At 48.0% G+C, this 9,274-nt stretch carries 9 protein-coding genes; 8 read left to right on the top strand and 1 reads right to left on the bottom strand.

The genetic code is table 11. From position 1 onward, the window contains the following. Positions 1-149 precede the first annotated feature (149 nt). The 8 genes from rraA to prpF all read left to right on the top strand — a co-directional run bounded on the left by rraA (position 150) and on the right by prpF (position 8,867). The gene (gene rraA, locus UXZ23_RS01065; RefSeq protein ID WP_320818811.1) at positions 150-641 is read left to right on the top strand and encodes a ribonuclease E activity regulator RraA; all 492 of its coding nucleotides are present in this window, start codon (positions 150-152) and stop codon (positions 639-641) included. A 212-nt stretch (positions 642-853) separates the two neighbouring features. After that, positions 854-1,525, top strand: a complete 672-nt coding sequence (locus UXZ23_RS01060) for a GntR family transcriptional regulator (protein ID WP_320818810.1) — start codon at positions 854-856, stop codon at positions 1,523-1,525. Next, entirely contained in the window at positions 1,522-2,412 is an 891-nt protein-coding gene (prpB, locus tag UXZ23_RS01055) for a methylisocitrate lyase (RefSeq protein ID WP_320818809.1), read from the top strand. Before UXZ23_RS01060 ends, prpB begins: the two co-directional genes overlap by 4 nt. Positions 2,413-2,491: 79 nt before the next feature. Beyond that, on the top strand, positions 2,492-3,619 hold the full coding sequence (prpC, locus tag UXZ23_RS01050) for a 2-methylcitrate synthase (RefSeq protein WP_320818808.1): 1,128 nt from the start codon (positions 2,492-2,494) through the stop codon (positions 3,617-3,619). A gap of 95 nt (positions 3,620-3,714) precedes the next feature. Further along, positions 3,715-6,312, top strand: a complete 2,598-nt coding sequence (gene acnD, locus UXZ23_RS01045) for a Fe/S-dependent 2-methylisocitrate dehydratase AcnD (protein WP_320818812.1) — start codon at positions 3,715-3,717, stop codon at positions 6,310-6,312. Between the two features lie 300 nt (positions 6,313-6,612). Next, positions 6,613-7,005 (top strand): hypothetical protein, encoded by a 393-nt coding sequence (locus UXZ23_RS01040; protein ID WP_320818807.1) that lies wholly within the window; start codon positions 6,613-6,615, stop codon positions 7,003-7,005. Between the two features lie 154 nt (positions 7,006-7,159). Beyond that, on the top strand, positions 7,160-7,555 hold the full coding sequence (locus tag UXZ23_RS01035) for a hypothetical protein (protein WP_320818806.1): 396 nt from the start codon (positions 7,160-7,162) through the stop codon (positions 7,553-7,555). A 133-nt stretch (positions 7,556-7,688) separates the two neighbouring features. Continuing rightward, on the top strand, positions 7,689-8,867 hold the full coding sequence (gene prpF, locus UXZ23_RS01030) for a 2-methylaconitate cis-trans isomerase PrpF (RefSeq protein WP_320818805.1): 1,179 nt from the start codon (positions 7,689-7,691) through the stop codon (positions 8,865-8,867). 196 nt (positions 8,868-9,063) lie between these two features. Here prpF and UXZ23_RS01025 read toward each other — a convergent pair. Next, positions 9,064-9,274: hypothetical protein (locus UXZ23_RS01025; protein WP_320818804.1), on the bottom strand; the 211-nt coding region annotated here is incomplete at its 5' end.

Below are 9,274 nucleotides of genomic sequence, written 5' to 3'. Positions count from 1 at the left end.
ACTAGCCCCGAAGTTTTGGGGTATTTATCAATCGTTGCCGGGCGAAGTTATCGCTCGGGCAATGGCAGTACAGACACCGCTAGCGCCTAATGGAATTTTTCGTTATAACGTTGGCGATATTAATTATCTTTTAAATTAAGGACTTACAGATGACTAATTACCTAACTCCTGATCTGTGTGACGAATACCCAGACCTAGTTCAAGTGGTTGAGCCTATGTTCAATAACTACGGTTTGCATGAGTCATTTGGCGGCGAAATTGTCACCGTGAAGTGCTTTGAAGATAACTCTAAAGTGAAAGAGTTGGTTGATACTGATGGCAAAGGCAAGGTAATGGTTGTTGATGGTGGTGGCTCAATGCGCCATGCGCTTTTGGGTGACATGCTGGCGGAAAAAGCCGCGAAGAACGGCTGGGAGGGCCTGATCATCTACGGTTGTATTCGCGACGTTGATGCTATCATGGAAACCGAACTTGGCGTTCAGGCACTGGGAACAAATCCATTAAAAACGGATAAGCGCGGCTTAGGTGATGTCAACGTAACCGTTAAATTCGGCGGCGTTGAATTTGTGCCTGGCCAGTTTTTGTACGCTGATAACAATGGGGTGATCGTTTCTCCTAAGGCGCTTTCAATGCCTGAGTAATGAGCGGTAAGAATTAAGCGACTCAAAAGAAACCGGCGATAGCCGGTTTTTTCGTTTTAGGGGGCCGTGTATTAAAGTCTGGATTGTCCGTTTTCGGATGTGTTTTTCTAAGTTGTATACAATCGTGGCGCTTTATTCTTGAAATCCTCGTTTAAAGGCGTAATCTGGCGGCAGTTTTTACTAGTTTGTCGACAACTGGAGAAATTATCCGCGTGACTGATATCGCGACAACCTTAGCAGAGAAAGTGTTCACCGAGCTGGCTACCGCCATTGTTCGCGGTGAGTTGCGTCCTGGTGAGCGTTTGTCAGAACAGAATTTAGTCGAGCGCTATGGCGGCAGTCGCGCGCCGATGCGCGAAGCCATCCAAAAGCTTGAAGCACGCAATCTGGTTGTCCGCGTTCCGCATGCGGGGGCTCGCGTTGTCTCGCTTAGTCTGCAAGAACTCAAAGATATTTATGAAGTCCGTTTAGAGCTCGAGGGCATGGCTTGCAGGCTGGCGGCTGAGCGTATGACCGATGTTGAAATCGACGAGCTTCATGCCTTACTGCGCGAGCATGAAGACTCCATTGCCGCGGAACAAGGCCAGAGCTATTACCAAAAAGCCGGTGATCTCGATTTTCATTACCGCATTATCAAGGGTAGTAAGAATCATCGTCTTCATCAGATGCTGTGCGGTGACCTGTATCACATCGTACGTATGTATCGTTATCAAACCAGCACCAGCAGTAAACGTCCGCAGCAGGCTTTGCTTGAGCATCAGCGCATTGTTGAAGCCATTGCCGGTCGGGATGCGGAACTTGCCGAATTACTTATGCGTCGTCACATTCAGGCGTCGTTGAACAATCTTGAAATACTACTTGCACAAGAGGAGGGGCGTTCATGACTCTTGCTATGACTCCCGGTCAAAAATTTCGTAAAGCGCTAGAAGATAATAAGCCATTGCAAATTGTCGGCACTATTAATGCCTATGCTGCCATGATGGCAGAGCGCATTGGTCATCAGGCTATTTACTTGTCTGGTGGTGGTGTGGCCAACGCTTCTTATGGCTTGCCTGATCTTGGTATGACCTCTTTAAATGATGTGGTTGAAGATGTTCGTCGCATCACTACTGCTTCATCTCTGCCTTTGCTGGTTGATATCGACACAGGTTGGGGCGGCGCTTTCAATATTGCTCGTACTATTCAGCAAATGGAAAAAGCGGGCGCAGCGGCGGTTCATATTGAAGATCAAGTAGCGCAAAAGCGCTGTGGTCATCGCCCAAACAAAGAAATCGTATCTGAAAACGAAATGGTCGACCGCATTAAAGCGGCGGTTGATGCTCGTATCGATCCTAGCTTCTTCATCATGGCGCGTACCGATGCGTTCGCTCAAGATGGCTTAGAAGCTGCAATTACTCGTGCTAAAGCCTGTGTTGCGGCGGGTGCTGATGGCATCTTCGCTGAAGCGATCAAGACAGAAGAAGACTACCGTAAGTTCGCGGCAGCGATTGATGTGCCGTTGTTGGCAAACATCACTGAATTTGGGCAAACGGAATTGTGGAATCGCGAACAGTTGGGCGAATGGGGCGCTGCCATGGTTCTGTACCCACTGAGTGCATTCCGCGCCATGAACAAAGCCGCAGAAACGGTTTATAAAAGCATTCTTGTAGAAGGCGACCAGAAAAAAGTGGTTGATCTCATGCAAACCCGTATGGAACTGTACGATTACTTGAACTACCACGACTTCGAACAGAAGTTGGATGCGCTCTTTGCCGAAGGCAAAAACAAGTAATTAGAAGTTGGAGCTAGGCCTGTCCGTCTAGCTCCCTGCTTTAGATACATTTTCAATTATCGATTTGGGAGATACATACATGGCTGAAGCAAAACAACTATCTGGCGCGGGTTTACGCGGTCAGGTTGCTGGTAAAACTGCATTATCGACAGTAGGTAAATCAGGTTCAGGTTTAACTTACCGTGGATACGACGTTAAAGACTTAGCTAGTAACTGCATTTTTGAAGAAGTCGCCTACCTGATTTTGAAAGGTGAACTACCGACTCAGGCAGAGCTAAACGATTATCAAGCCAAATTGAAAGCTATGCGTGGTTTACCGCAGGCTTTGAAAGAAGTACTGGAACGCATTCCAGCGACTGCACATCCGATGGATGTTATTCGTACTGGCTGTTCGGTTTTGGGTAACTTAGAAACTGAAGAAAGCTTTGATCAACAGCAAGATATGACCGACCGCATGCTCGCGGCTTTCCCATCTATCATTAACTATTGGTATCGTTTTTCGCACGATAATGTGCGCATCGAAACCGAAACTGATGACGAGACCATCGGCGCTCACTTCCTGCATTTGCTACATGGCAAAAAGCCAAGTGCGTTGCACGAACAAGTGATGAATGTGTCGTTGATTTTGTACGCTGAACACGAATTCAACGCCTCCACCTTTACCGCGCGCGTGTGTGCATCAACCCTGAGCGATATTCACTCTTGCGTTACTGCGGCGATTGGTTCTTTGCGCGGCCCGTTGCACGGTGGTGCTAATGAAGCGGCGATGGAACTGATCGAAGGTATGCAAAACCCAGATCACGCTGAAGAAACCCTGATGGGTATGTTGGCGCGTAAAGAAAAAATCATGGGCTTTGGTCACGCTATTTACAGCGTATCCGACCCACGCAACGACATCATTAAGGTGTGGTCTGAGAAGTTGGCGCAAGAAAACGGCAACTCCTCTCTGTATGACATCTCCGTGCGTTGCGAAGCCGTGATGTGGCGCGAGAAGAAATTGTTCTGTAATGCCGACTTCTTCCATGCTTCGGCTTACAACTACATGGGCATTCCAACCAAGTTGTTTACCCCGATTTTCGTCTGCAGCCGCTTAACGGGTTGGGCAGCACACGTAATGGAACAGCGCGCCGATAACCGCATTATCCGCCCAAGTGCTGATTATGTCGGTGTTGAACCGCGTGAAGTAACACCGATTAGTGCGCGTTAATTAAGACACAATATTGAATTTTAGGGCTGCGTGCACTCGTATCGCAGCCGCTATTACGACCTTAAAAGATTTTGAGAGAGATCATCATGATCAACATGAATACTGAGTATCGCAAGCAGCTGCCGGGCAGTGTGCTGGAATACTATGACACTCGCGCTGCGGTAGATGCGATTAAACCGGGTGCTTACGCGGGCCTGCCATATACTTCGCGTATTTTGGCTGAGCAATTAGTTCGTCGCTGCGATCCAGCGGTGTTAACCGAATCATTGGTTCAGTTGATCGACCGCAAGCGCGATCTGGATTTTCCTTGGTACCCAGCTCGTGTTGTAACTCATGATATTTTAGGTCAAACGGCATTGGTTGACTTGGCTGGCTTGCGTGATGCCATTGCCGAGCAGGGTGGTGATCCATCAAAAGTAAACCCAGTGGTACAAACTCAGCTGATTGTCGATCACTCGTTGGCCGTTGAATGCGGTGGATTTGATCCGGATGCTTTCCAGAAAAACCGCGACATTGAAGAGCGCCGCAACGAAGACCGCTTCCACTTTATCGAATGGACCAAAACTGCATTCGATAACGTCGACGTTATCCCGGCCGGTAACGGCATTATGCACCAAATCAACCTAGAGAAAATGTCGCCCGTCGTGCAAGCGCGTGATGGCGTTGCCTACCCAGACACCTGTGTCGGCACCGATTCGCACACCCCGCACGTTGATGCATTGGGTGTAATCTCTGTCGGTGTTGGCGGTCTTGAAGCTGAAACTGTGATGCTAGGTCATCCATCCATGATGCGACTTCCAGACATCGTCGGTGTTGAGCTAACCGGCAAGCGTCAGCCAGGCATTACTGCGACGGACATCGTATTAGCGCTAACCGAATTTTTGCGTAAAGAACGCGTGGTCGGTGCCTACCTAGAGTTTTATGGCGAAGGCGCATCAAGCTTAACCATTGGCGACCGCGCAACCATCTCCAATATGACACCAGAATATGGCGCAACTGCTGCTATGTTCTCAATTGACGAACAAACCATCGAGTACTTAACACTAACAGGCCGCGAACCTGAGCAAGTGGCTCTGGTTGAAGCGTTTGCGAAAGAAACAGGCCTTTGGGCTGATGATCTTAAAACCGCCGAGTACGAACGCGTACTGAGTTTTGATCTATCAAGCGTTGGTCGCAACATTGCGGGCCCGTCCAACCCGCATGCGCGCGTATCAACTGCCGATCTAGCGGCGAAAGGTATTTCTGGCAACTTGGCTTCAGCTCAAGCAGAAGAAGCGCAAGGTCTTATGCCGGACGGCGCAGTCATTATTGCGGCGATCACCTCATGCACTAACACCTCGAACCCACGCAACGTTGTGGCGGCAGGCTTGTTGGCGAAAAAAGCCAACGAACTGGGCTTGGTGCGCAAGCCTTGGGTTAAATCTTCATTTGCGCCGGGCTCTAAAGTTGCTGAGCTGTACTTAAAAGATTCTGGCTTATTGCCTGAATTAGAAAAACTCGGTTTCGGCATTGTCGCCTTCGCCTGTACTACCTGTAACGGTATGTCGGGTGCGCTTGATCCTGTAATCCAGCAAGAAATCATTGATCGCGATTTGTACGCCACCGCCGTGTTATCGGGCAACCGTAACTTCGATGGCCGTATTCATCCGTATGCTAAACAAGCTTTCTTAGCGTCGCCGCCGCTGGTTGTTGCTTATGCCATTGCCGGTACTATCCGCTTTGATATCGAACAAGACGTATTGGCGGTTGTTGATGGCAAAGAAATTCGCCTAAAAGACATCTGGCCTTCAGACGAAGAAATTGACGCGATTGTTAAGGCCAGCGTTAAGCCAGAACAATTCCGCGAAATCTACATTCCTATGTTTGATTTAGGCGAGTTTAAAAAGGCCGATAGCCCACTGTACGACTGGCGCCCAATGAGTACATATATTCGTCGTCCTCCATATTGGGAAGGAGCCTTAGCAGGCGAGCGCAGCCTAAAAGGCATGCGTCCTTTGGCAGTACTGCCAGACAACATCACCACCGATCACTTGTCGCCATCGAACGCGATCCTGATGAACAGCGCGGCGGGCGAATACCTGCACAAAATGGGCGTACCTGAAGAAGACTTTAACTCTTACGCAACCCACCGTGGTGACCACCTAACCGCACAGCGTGCAACCTTCGCTAACCCGAAATTGCTGAACGAAATGGTGTTGGACGACAACGGCAACGTGCAACAAGGCTCGTTGGCGCGTATCGAACCCGAAGGCAAAGTCACCCGCATGTGGGAAGCAATTGAAACCTACATGGAACGCAAACAGCCGCTAATTATTGTTGCCGGTGCTGACTATGGCCAAGGTTCATCACGCGACTGGGCCGCCAAAGGCGTGCGCTTAGCCGGTGTAGAAGCCATTGCCGCTGAAGGTTTTGAACGTATTCACCGTACCAACCTGATTGGTATGGGCGTATTGCCGCTGGAGTTTAAACCGGGCACAACCCGCAAAACTCTCGGCCTTGATGGCACCGAAACTTACGATGTGATCGGTGAGCGTTCAGCGCGCTGTGATCTGACCTTGGTAATTACGCGTAAAAACGGCGAAGTCGTCGAAGTGCCGATGACCTGTCGTTTGGATACCGCAGACGAAGTAATCACCTACGACGCTGGCGGTGTATTGCAGAAGTTTGCTCAGGACTTCCTGAAAAACGCTTAATCGAAACGCTGATTAAGTAGTAAAGAAAAAGCCCGCTTTCGGCAACGAGAGCGGGCTTTTTTGTGAGTATTATGTGAGTGTTTTTAATCAATTAGCTGCACAGTAAAATACTGTATGGCTAAATAGATTGTCTAATTAAAACTAAAATAATGTGTGAGTTTGCCACCGACCAATCGGAATGGAAGTGGCGCTTTTAATATTTAAAATAGCAGGTTGGAATCGGGACTGAGACGGGGGCGAAGTATTAAACGTGCATGCTTGTAAATAGACGGACAGGCAATAGAGCCATCAGAGTTATATATGAATCAGAAATTAATAAAAAATGGATTGATCCTGGCCGCATTGATGAATTTTAGTGTGATTTTATTTTCACGGGGGTTTACTAACGCTGCTATTAATGAGGCCGATCCTGTCGTAATGTCTAATTTTGGGCTTGTTATGATAGTCATGTGGGGTATAGCCTATCTATCAGCTGCAACTGTAATTTCAAATATTAAATGGGTCGCAGGGGCTTTCGCTTTAGAGAAGCTAATTTATTGTGTTGTCTGGGTTAAATGGCTTCTTGGAAATAGTCTAGAAGTCGTTTATTCCACAGACTTATTCGCAGGGGTCTTTTATAGTATCTACGGCCTGAATGACTTCTTTTTTATGATCTTTTTCGCTTGGGTATTTGTTTCATCTAGGCCAAAATAATAATGTGTGTAGTGGCCAAATTTAGTCGACCACTACAAAAACCCTACAAATTACTATTGAGGTGAAGCCTCGTGAGATTGAGGTTACTTATCATAATTGTAATGAGGGGCTGGGTCCTATTCCTTGGTTAACGAATCCGAAGCGTTGCGCGCTGGTGCATACGGATCGCTATTTTGCTCCTAATATTACTCAAGTTGATTATCATTGGGGCGAAGAATCTGGCTTTGTGTTTGTTAGCGTAATTAGCCCTGTCGACGAATATAGTTCAAAACTCTATACCTGTATTAGTTACAAAATGCCGATACCAAAAACGTTTTTAAACTGGATGCGCCCGTTTGTTAAGCTCTACACCAAAGCGGTTAACCTACAAGATATTAAAGTTATGCGTGAGCAGCGTCGGGGGCGCGAGCTAGCACCAGTGACTCAATTCCATAGCGTTCGTGCTGATATGGCACACGTTGCCATTGATAAGATTCTACATGCGGTGAAAGAGCGTGAAGATACTCCTAGGGCAATACTTGGTACTCGTGAGATGAATTTCGATATTTAAGTTTAAGAAATTTATTCGATGCCACTGAGGGTTACTTCGGCAGTATGGCGGTTTTGAGCATTAGAGACTCACTCTAGCTTGCGATATACTAGCGCCAGCTTAGTTAAACCTCTTAAATTAAGGTGAGTCACTCATGAGTCACGTTCCACAAATCAAGATTCCAGCGACATACATGCGTGGCGGCACGTCAAAAGGCGTTTTCTTTAGTCTTACTGATTTACCCGAAGCCGCCCAAGTGCCGGGTGCTGCACGAGATTCGATATTGCTGCGTGTAATTGGTAGTCCAGACCCTTATGGTCAGCAGATTGATGGCATGGGTGGCGCAACGTCGAGTACATCGAAAACGGTTATCTTGGCAAAAAGCGAACAGGCAGATCACGACGTCGATTACTTGTTTGGCCAAGTTGCGATTAATAAAGCCTTTGTTGATTGGTCGGGCAACTGCGGCAATTTAACTGCAGCGGTTGGTGCTTTTGCGATTAGTAAAGGTTTGGTCGCGGCTGATCGTATCCCTGAAAATGGTATTTGCACCGTTCGCATTTGGCAGAAAAATATTAGCAAAACCATTATTGCTCATGTGCCTATGACGAATGGTGAAGTGCAAGAAACGGGTGATTTTGAGCTGGATGGTGTTACCTTTTCAGCAGCTGAAGTTGTGATTGAATTTATGGACCCAGCGGATGGCGAAGGTTCAATGTTCCCAACGGGCAATGTAGTGGATGATCTCGAAGTTCCGGGTATTGGCACGTTTAAAGCGACCATGATAAATGCGGGCATCCCTACCATTTTTATGAATGCTGCGGATATCGGCTATACCGGCACTGAGTTGCAGAAAGATATCAACTCAGACACTGATGCCTTAGCGCGCTTTGAAACCATGCGTGCTTACGGTGCGGTGAAAATGGGGTTGATTAAAGACATCGCAGAAGCAGTTGAGCGTCAGCACACGCCTAAGATTGCATTTGTTGCACCAGCGACAGATTATCAAGCGTCTAGCGGCAAGCAGATCGCGAGTAGCGATATCGATGTTTGTGTACGTGCTTTGTCGATGGGTAAATTGCACCATGCCATGATGGGCACGGCGTCTGTGGCGATTGCTACCGCAGCGGCTGTGTCTGGCTCGTTAGTGAATTTAGCCGCAGGCGGTGTAGAGCGCGACTCAGTAACCTTTGGGCATCCATCGGGCACCTTGCGTGTTGGTGCTGCGGCCGCATTGGTTGACGGCGAGTGGACTGCGACTAAGGCCGTTATGAGCCGTAGTGCGCGCGTCATTATGGAAGGTAATGTCCGTGTTCCGGGTGATACTTTCTAAAGAGTATGCTAAGTCAGAGCACTTGATAGCTAGCATGTTGTATGGCTTATAAGTGAAAAATTAAGGCTGCACTCAGTGCGGCCTTTTTTATGTCTGGTGATTTTTTATATCTGAACTGATGCTGATTTTTAGGCAAAAAAAGCCCCGACGAATCGGGGCTTTTTTTGCAGAGTTTAGTCAGTGCCGAGCAGGGGAGTTATTCCTGTTCATCGCCTGCTTTGTCTGATTGATCACTATCAGTGTTGGCATTCAAACGATTACGCGGATCGTTTGGTGCGCGACCACCGACAGTAGGAGAGCGACGGCGACGACGTTGGCGCGATGCTTGCTCATTCGCACTTTCATCGGCGTCAGTGTCTGCTTTGCTCTCGCTAGTCGTTTCAACCGCAACCGCTTCTTCAGCTTTT

This window comes from Thalassolituus sp. (genome assembly GCF_034111725.1).
Taxonomy (GTDB): Bacteria; Pseudomonadota; Gammaproteobacteria; order Pseudomonadales; family Oceanobacteraceae; genus Thalassolituus.
Note: the sequence above shows the minus strand (reverse complement) of the source record. Positions and strands in the feature narration are given on the sequence as shown.

What these genes read in the sequence shown, in the direction of transcription:
- prpF (WP_320818805.1), top strand. Translation starts at nt 7,689, where the DNA reads ATGAGTCACGTTCCACAAATCAAGATTCCAGCGACATACATGCGTGGC.
- prpB (WP_320818809.1), top strand. Translation starts at nt 1,522, where the DNA reads ATGACTCTTGCTATGACTCCCGGTCAAAAATTTCGTAAAGCGCTAGAA.
- prpC (WP_320818808.1), top strand. Translation starts at nt 2,492, where the DNA reads ATGGCTGAAGCAAAACAACTATCTGGCGCGGGTTTACGCGGTCAGGTT.
- UXZ23_RS01040 (WP_320818807.1), top strand. Translation starts at nt 6,613, where the DNA reads ATGAATCAGAAATTAATAAAAAATGGATTGATCCTGGCCGCATTGATG.
- rraA (WP_320818811.1), top strand. Translation starts at nt 150, where the DNA reads ATGACTAATTACCTAACTCCTGATCTGTGTGACGAATACCCAGACCTA.
- acnD (WP_320818812.1), top strand. Translation starts at nt 3,715, where the DNA reads ATGAATACTGAGTATCGCAAGCAGCTGCCGGGCAGTGTGCTGGAATAC.